This is a genomic window from Ruegeria sp. AE4, assembly GCF_056542185.1.
In genome coordinates, this window is record NZ_JBQFZK010000013.1 from 65,903 (window position 1) to 80,221 (window position 14,319).

The window sequence follows — 14,319 nt, forward strand, 5'->3', positions numbered from 1 at the left end:
GAATGTTAGAAATTTTGCAATTGAAATCTATCTTTTTTCCTGTTGTTTGCTGAAAGACGCAGAATGTACGCCACGTGAGACCGAACAGGACAAGTGATGGATACTCAAGTTGCCCGCCTTGTGCGAAAAACACCACTCAGTCCCGACACCTCTGATTTCTGCTTCGAGATCGAAAGCGGGCGCTTCACCAGCCTCGAGCCCGGGGCGCATGTGGACATCCATCTTGAAGACGGTCTGATACGGCAATACTCGCTGTGGAGCTGGAGCCAGGATGGACGCCTGATCAACGTGGCCGTCAAACGCGAAGACGAAGGGCGAGGCGGGTCACTGGCGATGCATGACCTGCAAGAGGGCGCGACCGTGGAAATTGGCGGTCCCCGCAACCATTTCAAACTCGAAAGCCATGATCGGCACGTCACTTTGATCGCTGGCGGTATCGGGGCCACACCATTGGTTGCAATGGCACGTGAGTTGCTGAACCGAGGGCAGGATTTTCGTGTCTACTATCTTGTTCGTTCGAAAGAATACGCGGCGATGGATGCGCAATTCCGGGCGCTTGGACTGGATGAATGGTATCATTTGCATTGTGATAACACAGACGGGCTATTCGATCTGAGATCGGTCATGCAATCGATGCCGATGGGCGCAGACGTTTATACCTGCGGCCCGGAACCGATGCTGAATGCGGTACTGGAAGCGGGTGCCTTGCTGCGTGGCGGCGCGATACACTTTGAACGGTTCGCCGCCGCGTCGGACATTGAACATGCCCCGAACGCCGATTTCCAGATCGAGATCCAGTCGACCGGCGCGGTCTATCCCGTTGGAAAGGACCAATCTATTCTGGAGGTTTTGCAGGCCAATGGTGTGCAGGTTGATTTCGGCTGCTCCGAAGGGCTTTGCGGAACCTGTATCGTTGATGTCGTTTCCGGCGAAGTTGATCATCGCGACGGTATACTTACTCCGCAAGAGCAGGAAACGCATGAGTTCCTGTGCACATGCGTTTCGCGGGCCAAGTCGGATAAATTGGTATTGAAACTGTAGAAGGAACCACAATCACGCCCTTTACTTGTTCTCGCTAACACATGTTTCGAGTAACCGAGTGCGTCGTTTCGAGTAGCATAAGGGTCGGATTCTTGGGTGAGCTGCCCTAACCTCTGTCATAGGTTTTCCCGAATTGAAGGGCGCAACCACTTCTTGCGAAGCTGCTACCAGGTTCAACGGCAGACAGACTTGCCACAACGAACCAACAGCTTTTGCAAGCGAACACAATCTGGGAGGAAAAGAGCGGTGGGCGATCCCACATGGTGTGTGGTCTTCCCCGTAAGTCTCAGCTGAGTTGCAGTCAACTCGCTGATCGTTTGGTGCATTGGGCATGTTTGTTTACGCCGTCCCGCGCGGTGCACCCCAAGCAGAAATCAAAAGAACAAGAAACGGCGAACACACGGAGGAAAACGCAATATGTCGATACCCGATCCATTCACGGACGTTGAGATAAAGACGGCGGATGCCGGTTTTTATGAAAACTACAGCGTCCCAATTGCCCTGATCAGCAAGGCCATCATGGTTGCGCTGGTTTTGTGGGCACTAGTATTCCCTGCAAATGCAAACGGCACGCTTGGCAGCCTGAACGGGCGGCTGCTCGAGCTTTTCAACAGCTTCTACATTGTCATTGTCGGGTTGTTCCTCGTTTTTCTGGCCGTTGTCGCCGCTATTCCGTCCACGGGTCGCCGTGTGATGGGAACACCCGGTGAAAAGCCCGAGTTTTCGAACTTCTCATGGTTCTCCATGATGTTCGGCGCCGGCCTGGGTGTTGGTCTGATGGTTTTTGCAACCGCAGAACCGTTGGGGCTGTGGGGTTCGAACCCCGAAATCGTATCCGAGGCGGTCGTTGGAAATACACCCGAAGCACTGCAGTCGGCTTACCGCTATACCTTCTTGCACTACGGGTTTCACGCTTGGGCCATCTATGTGGTGACCGGTTTGTCGCTGGCATATTACGCTTATACCCGCGACATGCCTCTCACCATCCGTTCGGCGCTGACGCCTCTGTTTGGCCGCTTCGTCAATGGTTTCTTCGGCCATGTGGTTGACGTACTTGGCGTTGTTGCAACGATCCTCGGTGTTTCCGTCACCATCGGCTATGGTGTCAGCCAGTTCATCGACGGGCTTTATGCCATCACCGGTATGGAGTGGGTCATGGATCTGGGTGGTGAAGTTCCAACCCCCAGCAAAGTGGGTCTGATCACCGGTCTGGTCGTCATCATGTGCCTGTCGATTATTTCGGCCGTATCAGGCGTTGGTCGTGGTGTTAAATACCTGTCGAACCTGAACCTCGTATTGTCGATCATCCTGTTGGGCACGTTTGTTGTTTTCGGCTCGTTCGTCTTTGCTATGACCACTTATGGCACTGCAATGGTCGACTATATCCTGCATATCCTGTCGCTCAGCTTTAACGCCTATGGTCCACTGTCAGTTGAAGCCTTCGCTGCGGCTTTGCCTGCCGAAGCACAAGCCCATGCCAATGATCTGATGGGCGGAGCTACCAATGCGTGGGGCAGCTTTGACGGTTTCAAGAGTGGCCTGGAAGGGGCAGCAGCAGAGTTGGATGAAGCAACCCTGGCAGCCGTTTATGCGGCGGGTGAGCAGGGGCGTCAGTTCGGCTGGCAGTCGGGTTGGACCACGTTCTACTGGGCCTGGTGGATCGCGTTCTCGCCCTTCGTGGGCCTGTTCCTCGCGCGCATATCGAAAGGACGCTCTGTCCGCGAGTTCATCGTAGGCTGTGTGTTCGCCCCGGCTTTGGTGTGCTTTGCATGGATGACCGTTCTGGGAGGAACTGCGATTGATCTGGAACTGGCAGGCGCCGCAGAAGGTGCAATCATCGGTGCATCGAACACCAACAAGCTGTTCGTGACACTATCTTACATGATTGACGGTGGTCTGCTGTCAATGCTGAACGTGATGTGCGTGATCCTGATCATGACATTCCTCGTCACGTCGGCAGACTCGGGCATTCTGGTGATGAACACCATCATGTCGGGTGGCAGCCAGGAGACGGGCATCAAGCACCGCATCATCTGGGGTGTCATCCTGACGGCTGTGATCGGCGCGCTGATCCTCGCAGCCGGTGAAAACAACCCGATGGATGCGCTGCGAAACGCGATGATCATCGGTGCATTGCCCTTTACTGCTGTGATGGGTCTGATGTGTATTGCTCTGGCCAAAGCTTTGTTCCGCGACAGCCAGCGTGACAAACACGCCGCTACAGGTGCACAAGCCGCCGAATAAAGCGAAAGCTTAGTTTATGACTTGATCAGGCCGCCCGGAAATGGGCGGCCTGATTTCATTTTGCGCAGACACTGGCCACGACCCTCAAACAACGGAAAAGTGCTGGCCAGCCCGACCTTGGTGAGACACCCAAACCATATCTCAACGAAAAAGCCCCGGTAAAAACCGGGACTTTTGAGCATCTTGTCGTGAAATGCCTACATGCAGGCTTCAACGGCGCGTTTGGTCATGACCGACACAAGATGCGCCCGGTATTCCTTGCTGCCATGTAAATCAGCGATCATGTTGGCGGGGTTAATCCGAAGGTCCATCAAGGCGTCCGGGCGAAACTCCTTGTTCAGCGCCTGCTCGGCTTCGCTCCAACGGAAGACGCCATCCTCACTTGCCCCGGTCACCGCCACGCGCACGCCGTCCGTGAAACGGGCCAAATATACCCCAACAAGTGCAAACCGCGATGCTGGTTGCAGGAATTTTTGATAGCTTGCCGCCTGCGGAACCGGAAAGCGGATCGAGGTGATGATCTCTCCTTCATCCAGGGCTGTGGTGAACATGCCTTGAAAAAAGTCATCTGCCGCAATTTGACGCGCGTTGGTCACCACGGTTGCGCCCGATCCCAGCACACCCGCCGGATAACAGGCAGCCGGGTCATTGTTCGCAACCGAACCACCGATGGTTCCACGATTGCGCACTGCCGGGTCGCCAATTTGTCCAGCCAATGCCGCCAGCGCGGGATAAGATCCTGCAGCGTCGCGAGCAACGACAGCGTGAGGTGTTGCACCCCCAACAGAGACTGAGCCGTCATCATCAACGCAGACGCCTTGCATCTCGGCAATGCCGCTCACCGACACCAGTTTGGACGGTGCCGCCAACCGTTGCTTCAATGTCGGGATCAGCGTTTGTCCGCCTCCCAACGCCTGCGCATCCTCTGCTGCCAATGCTGCAACCGCGTCAGCAATGGTCGAGGGCTTCTCAAACTCGAAATTGTACATTTCGTTCTTCCTTTCCGAAAGGCGCTGATCCGCCCTTCATCTGGCTATAAATATCCCGGGGAGCGCGAGGGGCTGGCCCCTCGCACCCCAACCTCTCAACCATGCATCGCCGTCCAAACGCGTGACGGGCTCATCGGCATGTCGATATGATCAACAGCCCTTCCACCCGAGTTCAACGCATCCAGCACCGCGTTGACCACCGCAGGCGGTGAGCCGATCGCTCCGGCCTCGCCGCAACCCTTCACGCCCAGCGGATTGTGCGTACAGGGCGTCTGGCTGGAATGATCCACGCCGTAGAACGGGACGTCATCAGCGCGTGGCATCGCGTAATCCATGAAGGACGCGCTCAGCAATTGGCCGTTCTCATCATAGGCACAGTTCTCCAGCAAGGCCTGACCGATGCCCTGGCCGATACCGCCATGCACTTGTCCGTCAACGATCATTGGATTGACGATATTGCCAAAGTCATCCGCAGCCGTGAACTTCTCGATACTGACCTGACCTGTGTCTGGATCAACCTCGACCTCACAGGCATAAGCCCCTGCCGGGAAAGTAAAGTTGGCCGGGTCATAGAACGCGGTTTCCTCCAGTCCAGGTTCAACTTCCAGCGGATAGTTGTGCGGGACATAAGCCGTGAGGGTCACATCTCCCCAAGCTACAGACTTGTCGGTCCCCGCAACGCTGAACTGACCGTCCTTAAGTTCGATATCCGCCTCGGACGCTTCCAGCAAATGGGCTGCGATCTTTTTGGCCTTGTCGATCACCTTTTCGGTGGCCTTGACCATAGCCGAGCCGCAAACCGCCAGCGAGCGTGAGCCATAGGTGCCCATGCCAAACGGGATCTTCGAGGTATCCCCGTGCACAATCTCGACCATCGACTCATCGATACCGATCATGTCGGCCACGACCTGCGGGAAGGCTGTTTCATGGCCTTGCCCGTGGCTGTGTGCGCCAACCATCACACTGATCGAACCGGTGGCGTTCACCCGGACAGTTGCCGCATCATAAAGACCCGCCCGGGCCCCCAACATGCCAACGATATTCGAGGGTGCGATGCCGCAGGCCTCGATATAGCAGTTGACGCCGAGACCGCGCAGCTTGCCTTTGGCCTCACTCTGCGCGCGTCGTGCGGCAAAGCCCGCAAGATCAGCAGCGGCCTCCAGCTTGTCCATGGTCCCGTTATAATCCCCGGTGTCGTAAGTCAGCGCCACCGGCGTGTCATAGGGGAACTGCGTGACAAAGTTCTGGCGACGCAGGGCGATCGGATCGACACCCAGCTCGCGCGCGGCCTTGTCTATAACGCGCTCCAGCTGGAAGGTTGCTTCGGGTCGACCAGCACCGCGATAGGCATCCACGGGCACCGTATTTGTGAACATCGCTTTCACATTCACCTGAATGACCGGGGTCTTATAGTTGCCAGCCATCAGCGTCCCGTGCAGCCATGTCGGAACCGAGCTGGAGAAAGTCGACAGGTAAGCGCCCAGATTGGCATAGGTGTTGGTCCGCAGGCCGATGAAGTTGTTATCCGCATCCAGAGCCAGCTCAATCGTGCTGACATGGTCACGACCCTGCGCATCCGACATGAACGCCTCGGACCGGCTGGCCGTCCACTTGACGGGGCGGTTGCAGGCCTTGGCGGCAAAGGTGCAGAACGCTTCTTCTGCGTAATGGAAAATCTTGGTGCCAAAACCACCCCCCACATCCGGGGCTACGACGCGGACTTTATGTTCCGGCAGACCCAGAACGAACGCGCACATCAACAAGCGGATGACATGCGGGTTCTGCGACGTGGTGTAGAGCGTATATTCATCCGTGCCCCGGCTGTACTCGGCCACAGCCACGCGCGGCTCCATCGGGTTGGCGACCAGCCGGTTGTTCACCAGATCCAAAGTGGTGACATGCGCCGCATTGGCAAAGACGTTATTCACCTTGGCGTCGTCGGCCTCACCCAGCTGCCAGTCATAGCAGATGTTGTTTTTCAGATCGTCATGAACCAGCGTCGCGCCCTCCTGCGCGGCGGATTTCATGTCGATCACGGCGGGCAGTTCCTCGATATCCAGATCAATAGCCTCGGCCGCGTCACGGGCCTGTTCCAGGCTGTCAGCCACCACGGCAGCGATCGGATCACCCACGTGGCGCACCTTGCCCTGTGCCAGAATTGGGTGTGGTGGTTCCTGCATCGGCGCGCCGTGCTTGTCGGTCACTTCCCACCCACAGGGCATTCCGCCCACGCCTTCAAAGTCTTTGCCGGTGAATACTCTGACCACACCGGGCATACCTTCGGCGGTTGATGTATCTACAGAATTGATCCGACCATGCGCGATGTCGGACCGCAGGAAATATACGTAAGCCTGACCACGTACGTTGATGTCGTCGGTATAGTTGCCTGCTCCGGTCAGAAAGCGGACGTCCTCGCGCCGCTTGGAACTGGCTCCGATGCCACTGTCTTTGGGCATTGCTTGTTCTCCTCCCATAAACGGATGCTGCTGCACCCTTCACTTGTCCCACGGGCGCAATGTTTACGCCCGCAGCGGCATCATTCCGCAGCGATACTGCCGACGTCCTGGCCTGAGGCGGCCATGATCGCCTTGACGATATTGTGGTACCCGGTGCAGCGGCACAGGTTGCCTTCCAGGTACTTTCGGATTTCGGCCTCAGATGGGCGTGGGTTGTCTTTCAGCAGCGCTGCGGCGCTCATCACCATACCCGGTGTACAGAACCCGCATTGAAGGCCGTGATGATCCTGAAAGGCTTGCTGGATCACGTTCAGCGAACCGTCCGCATTTGCCTGACCTTCGATGGTGCCAACGTCAGCACCGTCGGCTTCGACCGCCAGCATATTGCACGACTTCACGGCCTGACCGTTCACATGTACAACGCAGGCGCCGCACTGGGCCGTATCACAGCCGACATGCGTGCCCGTCAATGACAGTTGCTCGCGCAGAAAGCCGGACAGTAACGTCCGGCCCTCAACCTCGCCGCTAACGGCCTTGCCGTTCACGGTCATGGAAATTTTCATGACTTTCTCCTCCCTGAATTCCAACGGTTCAACCGCCCAATATGCGCTTGAACCAACCTTTTTTTGCTTCGCCGCCTTCACCCTCGGCAGAAGGTTCAGCTTGAACCTGATCCGAGGTTTCCGGATCGGGTGTTTTTTCGGGTTCGACCGCGTTCTGAAAATTTTCAAAGAACCGGTCGGCCATTTTTCTGGCGACGCCATCGATGACCCGGCTGCCCAGCTGGGCCAGCTTGCCACCGACACGTGCGTCGACGGTATAGGTCAGCAGAGTACCTTCGGGCACATCAGACAAACTGACATCGGCCGCACCCTTGGCAAAACCAGCAGCCCCACCCTTACCTTCACCCGAGAGCTTCACGCTTTCAAGCGTTACGATATCAGAAAGGGTAACGGCCCCTTTGAAGGTCGCTTTTACGGGGCCGACTTTCTGCACCACCGTCGCTTCGAATCCGTCATCGACCGAGCCCGTCATTTCCTGACATCCCGGAACGCATTCTTTCAGAACCTCAGCCGACAAAAGCGCGTCCCAGACCTTGGATCGCGGCGCGGCAATGACGCGGCTGTCACTAAGCTCCATTTCTCTTCTCCAGGTGTTTTTTCTTACGCTACGTGGTGTTTTTCGCCCTGCCTATTAGACCTTGGGTGTAGGTGTCGCCGAGCCGATCTTATGTACGACTTTGGGCCAGTAGGCGCAGATTACTTTCGTTGTTAGGATTGGGTAAGCTGGGGACAACCTGATTGAAAAAGGCAATACCAAATGCTTGCTGACTCCGTTGTAAGGTCTGGCTTCGAGAAAGTGCTAATCGTCGATGACCACCCCCTGTTTTGCGACGCGCTGTCGATGACCTTGCAAAGCGTGGCGCAGATCGGCGAAATCCATACCGCAGACCGATTGGAAGGCGCGATGGAACTTCTGTCAGGGGGGCTGAAACCGGACGCGGTCATGCTGGACCTCAACCTGCCGGATGTGGAAGGGCTGGACGGCCTTGTCCGTCTGAAGGCTGCTGCGAATGCCCCGGTTATTGTGGTGTCCTCGATGACGGATAATCGCGTTGTCAGTCAGGTGATTCAGGCGGGCGCATCGGGTTATGTGCCCAAGCATAGCCAACGCGATGTGTTTCGCCTGGCATTCGAGACAGTGCATTCCGGCAAAGTTTTCGTGCCCGAAGGGTGCGTTCTGATCAATGTCGAAGAGGATGAACACGCCGACGCGGTCAATCGGCTTGCGACGCTGACAAATCAGCAGGCCCGCATTCTGCAACTGATCTGTGAGGGCAAGCTGAACAAACAGATTGCCTATGACCTGTCCATTGCGGAACCCACGGTCAAAGCGCATGTCACGGCAATCATGCGGAAACTGGGTGTGCAAAGCCGGACGCAAGCCGTTCTGATTGCAAAGAAAGCGTCGTTTGCCAGCGTCTTGCAAGACCAAGGCTAAGCGTCATACTCTCACCACATCGTCGCGCTTTAGGGAGGAGGCTCGATGGACCAAGCAGTCGGGTGGGCGACAGCCCGGACCGGTGCAACAGGCATCGTCAAAACGGCTTTCGTGCGTTACGACACCGGGCAGGCGCTTGGGGTGCTCGAACGTCAATTCGGAGCTGAACCACTTGCGCTGGTGATATTGTTTGTTAGTCCGAACGCGGACGCGGCTGCGGTCATTGCCAAAGCCGAGCAGGTGTTTGCGCCTACGCCGGTGGTTGGCTGCACCACCGCCGGAGAACTTGCGGACAGCGGTTATTGCGAAGACCAGATCGTCGCAATCGGCCTTCCGCAATCCCATTTCGACACGCGTACGGTCCTGGTTTCCGATCTGAACGATTTTGAGGCGGAAAGCATCATCAACGAGATGATCCACAACCGAAATGCCATGATGGTCACGGCGCCCGACTGGAGCCATGAATTTACATTCCTGATGATCGACGGATTGTCGACCAAAGAGGATGCGTTGACCTCCGAGTTGGCCGTCGGTTTGGGGCCGGTGCCATTGTTTGGCGGATCGGCCGGTGATGGAACCCGGTTCCGGCGTACCTATGTGCTGCATCAGGGCAAGGCGCTGAGCAATGCTGCCATACTGACTCAGGTTCGTACGCGGTGCCCGATCAAGGTGTTCAAAACCGATCATCTGGTACCAACGACCCGGCGTATGGTCGTAACCAAGGCGGATCCGGCAAAGCGCATCGTTCAGGAGATCAACGCTGAGCCCGCCGCCCGCGAATACGCCCGTATCCTTGGCAAGGATCCGGAACAACTGACGACATTCACCTTTGCGGCGCACCCCGTTGTTGTACAGATTGGCGGGCAGCATCACGTCCGCGCCATTCAGCAGGTGGCGGGCAACGGGGACCTCGTCTTTTTCTCGGCCATTGATGAAGGGCTTGTGCTGACGCTGGCCGAACCAAGGGACATGGTCGAGCACCTTGAGGAAGAAATCGGCCTTCTGACCGAGAAACGGCAACCCGACACCATTCTGGGCTGTGATTGCATTCTCCGCCGACTGGAAGCGCAGGAAAAGCAAAAGACCCGCGAAATCTCGGACATTCTGGCCCGCAACCACGTTGTCGGATTCTCAACTTACGGAGAGCAGTACAACTCAATCCATGTGAACCAAACTCTGACGGGTGTTGCGATTTATCCACCCGAGAAAGAGTAACGTATGATCGAGCATCTTACAGATCCCACGGACTCGGTTGACCGCCAGAACGAGAAACTTCGCAAGATTGCCGAAGCGCTAATGCGCCGGGTAGAAGAATCCACCGATGCGTCAGGCGCAGCTTATGCGCAATTTCAGCGCGCGGCCGTGCTTGAACAAGAGGTCCGCGCCCGGACGAATGATCTGGAACGTGCCCTTGAATTGCTGAACGATTCCAATGCCAGACTGGCACAGGCGAACAAGGACACAGAAGCCGCACGCGCTGACCTGGCCAATGCAATCGAAACGGTGCAGGAGGGGTTCGCCCTTTTCAATCGCGACGAAAAACTGGTGCTGTGCAACAGCCGCTTTGGTCTGCATATGCCTGACATTCAGGAGCGGCTGAGCCCGGGGCTGAGCTTTGCCGAATATGTTGAACTGGTCAGCCGATCCGGGTTTCTGTCCCTGCCTGAAACGATGACACCGACAGACTGGGCCAAAAGCCGTTTGGACCGGCATACGGACGATCATGTGGTGTTCAACGTCCGGCTTGTTGGCAATCGGTGGTCGCAAGTATCCGAACACCGCACGCCGGATGGCGGCACTGTTATCCTGCAAACCGATGTGACCGATATCATGCGGATCGAACGGCAGGAGCGTGACCGGATACTGGATGACAAGGCCAGGCTGATCCGCGCGACGCTGGAACATATCGAACAGGGCGTTTGCATTTTTGACAACAAACACCGTCTGATCGGGTGGAACAACCGCGCCAGCGAGTTGCTGGCCATTCCGATCGCACAGTTTCAGATGGGGACCCGGTTTGAATCGCTGTCCAATCGCCTTGGCACGAACATCAAGTTCCAGAAGGGGGTAACGGAAGCCGATCTGCTGGATTGGGTGACGCGGCAAACTTATCGCCGTCCTCTGCAATTTCAGATGCACCGCGGAAGGTCAAAAATTCTTTCGGTGTTTGCGCAGGAGATGCCGGACCGGGGCTTTGTGATATCCTTCACCGATGTAACCGCAGAACGAAAGTCCGCTCAGGCCTTATACGAAGCCAAAGAGCTGTTGGAACAACGCGTAACATCTCGCACAATGGAACTGGCTGACGCGTTGAACGAGGCCGAGCGTGCAAATGCATCCAAGTCGCGATTCGTGGCAGCTGCCAGTCACGACCTGTTGCAACCTCTTTCCGCGGCAAAGCTTTATGTTGCATCGCTGGGCAGCGGCCTGGATAAAGACGACGCAAAGACAGTTGCAGGCAAGGCTGAAAGTGCGCTGAACAGCGTTGAACACATTCTGGAAGCGCTGCTGGATATCTCGAAGCTGGATTCAGGACGGGCCACCGCGCATTTGTCGACCATATCTGTGAGCACGCTGTTTTCGCAGATGGAAGACGCATTTCGCCCGGTGGCGCAGGCAAAAGGGCTTGAGCTCTCATTTGTTGACACGAACGCGCGTGTGACCAGCGACGCCAGCTATTTGCGTCGGATTTTGCAGAACCTGCTGTCGAACGCGATCAGATATACCGAGACCGGAAAGGTTCTGGTCGGTGTGCGGCGTCGCAAAGGCGCAATTGCCTTGCAAGTCTGGGATACAGGTATCGGTATCGCGTCAGACCAAAGAGACATCGTCTTTCAGGAATTTCAGCGCCTGCATTCTGATGCCAGCGCCGCAGAGGGTATGGGATTGGGCCTTGCAATCGTGGAGCGCGCCTGTGGGCTGTTGCAACATCCAATCCAGCTGTTTTCCGAAGTAGGCAAAGGCACTGGATTCTCGGTCGAAGTGCCGTTGGCGCAGGAAGAGCAGACCACATCCAGCAGCGCCCCTGCGGCCCACGATCCGGGCTCCAAGGTACTTGGTAACACGGTCGTATTGTTGATTGAGAATGATGAAAACCTTCGTAGCGCACTGACCATGACCATCGAATCCTGGGGGGTCGAGGTTTTGGAGAGCGAAAGCGAAGACGAAGCAATCAATCTTCTTCGTGAAATTGACATTCTGCCCGATGCAATAGTTGCCGATTTTCAGTTGAATCACGATAGAACCGGTGTCGACGCGATACATGCCCTGACGAACGAGTTTGGACCTCTGCCCGGCTGCGTTATTTCGGCCAACCGATCATCTGAACTGGCCAGGCGCTGCAAGCGCGCCAATCTGCCTTTGCTCTACAAACCGCTTGATGCGCAACTTTTGCGGTCAACGCTGGAGTCATCAATTGAACAACGCAACTGAGCAGCACTGGAAACGTGTATGTTTTCAGGCGATTTCTGTCTGTGGGTTGGCACCTGTTCGATGCAGCATCGACAAAACCTCAGCCTTCCAGCCGGCTTTGATCTGCAACGCTAGCTGGGACGGAGGCCGGTGGTTCGGTGACAGGATCGCATATTCATACCTCAACGGTTCACTGAAGGGCAAAAACACGACACGGTCGTTTGAAATGTTCAACTCCCGCTCGGTAACGACTGTCAACGGATCGACAATCGTGCAGCATTGGCCCGATCCGACAAAAGGGATAAGCGGCAGAAAATATTGGCAGGTCACGGTTGGCGTATAATTCGCCGAGACCATCTGAAACGCTTGTCGCACTTTTTCCTGAAACGGATGCGTGTCATGCAGCCCGCCCATTGGAACTCCGTCAAGATCGGATATCGTAACGGCGCTTTCTTTCGCCAGAGGGTTGTCTCTGTCCAGCGCGCAAAAACAGTCGCCGCTTATGATCTCGGCTGAGAACTGTGGTTGCTTACCTGTCGGATGCTCAAAATCCGCAAACCCGAAATCGATGTTCTGAGTACCCGCCAGTTCCATAATCTGCGGAGAGCTGCGGGTTGAAAGTGTAATTTGTATATCGGGGTTTCCACCAACTGAACGGCTGATGAAATTCGGAAAGGCAAAAGTGGAAGGGCCTGGCATCGCTGCAATATTCAAGCTACCGGAACTCCCTTTCAGAAGCCCGTGCATCGTATTGGAAATCGTAGATAATCTGTCCAGAATACCAGTGGTTTCTGACAATAGGTAGTGCGCTTCCGGTACTGGAATCAAACGGCGCCCTCTTCGTTCGAACAGGATCAGCCCCAAACTTTTTTCTAGGTTCTTGAGCGCAAGGCTGATGGCCGGCTGTGTCCGGTTCAGCTTTTTTGCGGTTTGAGAGATAGAGCCGCTTTCCATCACCTCACGAAAAACAGTCAATTGAGTAAGGTTCATTCCACATCCATAAGCCAAACTTCAGTTTAGTTAAATATAACAAATTTGTATTTATGGTAAATCTCCATAGGCTGATTGGATCAGAGTTCGGACAAACCGAATCCAATGATCCAAAACTGGGAGCTTACGATGAGACTGATGAAATGCCTGACAGGTCTGGCTTTGGCAGGCGCTATGGCCGCGCCTGCACTTGCACAGGACCCAACTTTTTTCCGTATTGGCACCGGTGGTGCAGGCGGCACTTATTTTCCGATTGGCGGAACTATCGCAAATGGGATCTCGGCCCCTCCGGGCTCGCGCCCCTGCGAAGAGGGTGGTCAGTGCGGCGTACCCGGCCTGATCGCGATTGCACAATCAACAACTGCGTCAGTCTTTAACAACGCGGCAGTGGAGAATGGCGAGCTTGAGGCCGGTCTGGCCGCCGCTGATGTCACCCGTTCGATGTATCTGGGCGAAGGCAAGTTCGAAGGCAAGCCGCATCCCAAGCTGCGCATTGTAGCAAACCTGTTCCCAGAGGATCTGCATCTGGTTCTGCCCGCAGGTCAGACCATTGGTGACCTGAGCGATCTCAAAGGCAAGCGCGTGGGTATCGCACAGGCGGGTTCAGGCACACAGGTGGCCGTGCTGCAGATGTTGGATGCATGGGGCGTAAACCGCGATAACATGGACGAAGCAGAGCTGAACAACAGTCAGAGCGCCGAGCGTCTGGCCGATGGGCAGCTGGACGCGTATTTCTACGCAGCTGGCTGGCCGGTCGCCGCTATGGTGCAGTTGTCATCGACAAAAGGCATGAACCTGCACTCGTTCAGTGACGAAGACCTTGCCAAGATTAACGAGATCATTCCGGCCTATATCCCTTCCGCCATACCGGGCGGTGTGTATGAAGGGATTGACTCCGAAACCAAGACCCCAGCGGTCAGCGCTATGCTGGTTGTGTCGTCGGATCTGTCCGAAGAACTGGTCTATCAGCTGACCAAAGCACTGTGGAACGACAACACCCGAAAACTGCTGGACAACGGCCACGCCAAAGGCAAGCAGATCACAGCTGACACAGCTTTGGACGGGGTCGAAGCACTGGGTGTCCCGCTGCATCCTGGTGCAGAGAAGTTCTATAAAGAAGCAGGCCTTCTGCAGTAATCGAACCTCATTGAAGCCTGTCGTCGGTGCCCCTGTGCGGGGCACCGCAC

General features: G+C 56.0%; 11 protein-coding genes. 6 read left to right on the top strand and 5 right to left on the bottom strand.

The annotated features are described in order from the left end of the window. Positions 1-96: 96 nt before the first annotated feature. Together ACR0EK_RS15245 and ACR0EK_RS15250 are read left to right on the top strand one after the other, a co-directional pair. Positions 97-1,041, top strand: a complete 945-nt coding sequence (locus tag ACR0EK_RS15245; RefSeq protein ID WP_480967918.1) for a PDR/VanB family oxidoreductase — start codon at positions 97-99, stop codon at positions 1,039-1,041. A 417-nt stretch (positions 1,042-1,458) separates the two neighbouring features. After that, complete coding sequence (locus ACR0EK_RS15250; RefSeq protein WP_480484328.1) at positions 1,459-3,285, top strand: BCCT family transporter; 1,827 nt, start codon at positions 1,459-1,461, stop codon at positions 3,283-3,285. 197 nt (positions 3,286-3,482) lie between these two features. Here ACR0EK_RS15250 and ACR0EK_RS15255 read toward each other — a convergent pair whose 3' ends face one another. From ACR0EK_RS15255 to ACR0EK_RS15270, 4 genes are all read right to left on the bottom strand, one after another. Further along, complete coding sequence (locus tag ACR0EK_RS15255; protein ID WP_480484329.1) at positions 3,483-4,274, bottom strand: FAD binding domain-containing protein; 792 nt, start codon at positions 4,272-4,274, stop codon at positions 3,483-3,485. A gap of 95 nt (positions 4,275-4,369) precedes the next feature. Further along, on the bottom strand, positions 4,370-6,730 hold the full coding sequence (locus ACR0EK_RS15260) for a xanthine dehydrogenase family protein molybdopterin-binding subunit (protein WP_480774221.1): 2,361 nt from the start codon (positions 6,728-6,730) through the stop codon (positions 4,370-4,372). An 80-nt stretch (positions 6,731-6,810) separates the two neighbouring features. Further along, positions 6,811-7,293 (bottom strand): (2Fe-2S)-binding protein, encoded by a 483-nt coding sequence (locus tag ACR0EK_RS15265; protein ID WP_209507073.1) that lies wholly within the window; start codon positions 7,291-7,293, stop codon positions 6,811-6,813. A gap of 28 nt (positions 7,294-7,321) precedes the next feature. Further along, on the bottom strand, positions 7,322-7,870 hold the full coding sequence (locus tag ACR0EK_RS15270; protein ID WP_480914745.1) for an SRPBCC family protein: 549 nt from the start codon (positions 7,868-7,870) through the stop codon (positions 7,322-7,324). Positions 7,871-8,050: 180 nt separating this feature from the next. Here ACR0EK_RS15270 and ACR0EK_RS15275 point away from each other — a divergent pair, with 180 nt between their 5' ends. From ACR0EK_RS15275 to ACR0EK_RS15285, 3 genes are read left to right on the top strand one after another with little or no spacing between them, the layout of a single operon-like run. Continuing rightward, positions 8,051-8,731: a response regulator gene (locus ACR0EK_RS15275; protein ID WP_480484332.1), complete on the top strand. Its 681-nt coding sequence runs from the start codon at positions 8,051-8,053 to the stop codon at positions 8,729-8,731. A 45-nt stretch (positions 8,732-8,776) separates the two neighbouring features. Then, the gene (locus ACR0EK_RS15280; RefSeq protein WP_480774224.1) at positions 8,777-9,946 is read left to right on the top strand and encodes an FIST N-terminal domain-containing protein; all 1,170 of its coding nucleotides are present in this window, start codon (positions 8,777-8,779) and stop codon (positions 9,944-9,946) included. Positions 9,947-9,949: 3 nt separating this feature from the next. After that, entirely contained in the window at positions 9,950-12,163 is a 2,214-nt protein-coding gene (locus ACR0EK_RS15285; RefSeq protein WP_480774225.1) for a hybrid sensor histidine kinase/response regulator, read from the top strand. Positions 12,164-12,187: 24 nt separating this feature from the next. Here the strand turns inward: ACR0EK_RS15285 and ACR0EK_RS15290 are convergent, their stop codons facing one another. Further along, on the bottom strand, positions 12,188-13,132 hold the full coding sequence (locus tag ACR0EK_RS15290; protein ID WP_480774226.1) for a LysR family transcriptional regulator: 945 nt from the start codon (positions 13,130-13,132) through the stop codon (positions 12,188-12,190). Positions 13,133-13,261: 129 nt separating this feature from the next. Between ACR0EK_RS15290 and ACR0EK_RS15295 the strand changes: the two genes are divergently transcribed. After that, complete coding sequence (locus tag ACR0EK_RS15295) at positions 13,262-14,269, top strand: TAXI family TRAP transporter solute-binding subunit (RefSeq protein WP_480774227.1); 1,008 nt, start codon at positions 13,262-13,264, stop codon at positions 14,267-14,269. The last annotated feature ends 50 nt before the right edge of the window (positions 14,270-14,319 follow it).

Coding starts and splice junctions, on each gene's coding strand:
- ACR0EK_RS15245 (WP_480967918.1), top strand. CDS start 97: ATGGATACTCAAGTTGCCCGCCTTGTGCGAAAAACACCACTCAGTCCC.
- ACR0EK_RS15250 (WP_480484328.1), top strand. CDS start 1,459: ATGTCGATACCCGATCCATTCACGGACGTTGAGATAAAGACGGCGGAT.
- ACR0EK_RS15255 (WP_480484329.1), bottom strand. CDS start 4,274: ATGTACAATTTCGAGTTTGAGAAGCCCTCGACCATTGCTGACGCGGTT.
- ACR0EK_RS15260 (WP_480774221.1), bottom strand. CDS start 6,730: ATGCCCAAAGACAGTGGCATCGGAGCCAGTTCCAAGCGGCGCGAGGAC.
- ACR0EK_RS15265 (WP_209507073.1), bottom strand. CDS start 7,293: ATGAAAATTTCCATGACCGTGAACGGCAAGGCCGTTAGCGGCGAGGTT.
- ACR0EK_RS15270 (WP_480914745.1), bottom strand. CDS start 7,870: ATGGAGCTTAGTGACAGCCGCGTCATTGCCGCGCCGCGATCCAAGGTC.
- ACR0EK_RS15275 (WP_480484332.1), top strand. CDS start 8,051: ATGCTTGCTGACTCCGTTGTAAGGTCTGGCTTCGAGAAAGTGCTAATC.
- ACR0EK_RS15280 (WP_480774224.1), top strand. CDS start 8,777: ATGGACCAAGCAGTCGGGTGGGCGACAGCCCGGACCGGTGCAACAGGC.
- ACR0EK_RS15285 (WP_480774225.1), top strand. CDS start 9,950: ATGATCGAGCATCTTACAGATCCCACGGACTCGGTTGACCGCCAGAAC.
- ACR0EK_RS15290 (WP_480774226.1), bottom strand. CDS start 13,132: ATGAACCTTACTCAATTGACTGTTTTTCGTGAGGTGATGGAAAGCGGC.
- ACR0EK_RS15295 (WP_480774227.1), top strand. CDS start 13,262: ATGAGACTGATGAAATGCCTGACAGGTCTGGCTTTGGCAGGCGCTATG.